Raw genomic sequence first — 614 nt, 5'->3', positions numbered from 1 at the left:
CGTAGTCTCTGACGGCCTTATCTATGTCGCCCTTGTCCTGATACGTCCCGCCGCGGCAGACATAATAATTCGCGCCCGCCGGATCAAGCCGGATAGCCTCCGTAAAATCCGCTATGGCTCTATCCAAATCGCTCTTTCCTAAGTACGCCCCGCCGCGGCTGTAGTAATAATTCGCATCAGCCGGATCAAGCCGGATAGCCTCCGTATAATCCGCGACGGCTTTATCGAAATCATCCTTGGCGGCGTATACTTCTCCGCGAAGAAAATATCCGGACGCGTTAGGATGAAGCCTGATAAACTCCGTATAATCAGCTATGGCCTTATCAAACTCGCCCTTCTTGTAGTAGGCGTTGCCGCGGTCGAAATAGCCGTACCAACGGTTAGGAGCTATCCGAATCGCCGCAGTATGATCCGCGACGGCTCTATCAAAGTCGCCGATTTTCACATACGCTTCGCCACGCCCCCTATACGGCCTGTCTCTTATACACATCTAGATGTGTATAAGAGACAACATTTGATGGTCGCAAAAATCTTACGCCGTCCGGTATTGATAGCAATTTTTATGCGCTTTTTATCAAAATCTTGGTTTGGTACATCAAAACATATAGTATATT

1 protein-coding gene is annotated in these 614 nt (G+C 49.0%); it reads right to left on the bottom strand.

The annotated features are described in order from the left end of the window. Positions 1-490 (bottom strand): tetratricopeptide repeat protein (locus ACYVRA_RS08170; RefSeq protein ID WP_461252234.1); only part of this gene is annotated, 490 nt, incomplete at its 3' end. Positions 491-614 lie beyond the last annotated feature (124 nt).

Source organism: Treponema sp. R8-4-B8 (genome assembly GCF_054786175.1).
This window is presented reverse-complemented; position numbering and strand designations above follow the sequence as displayed.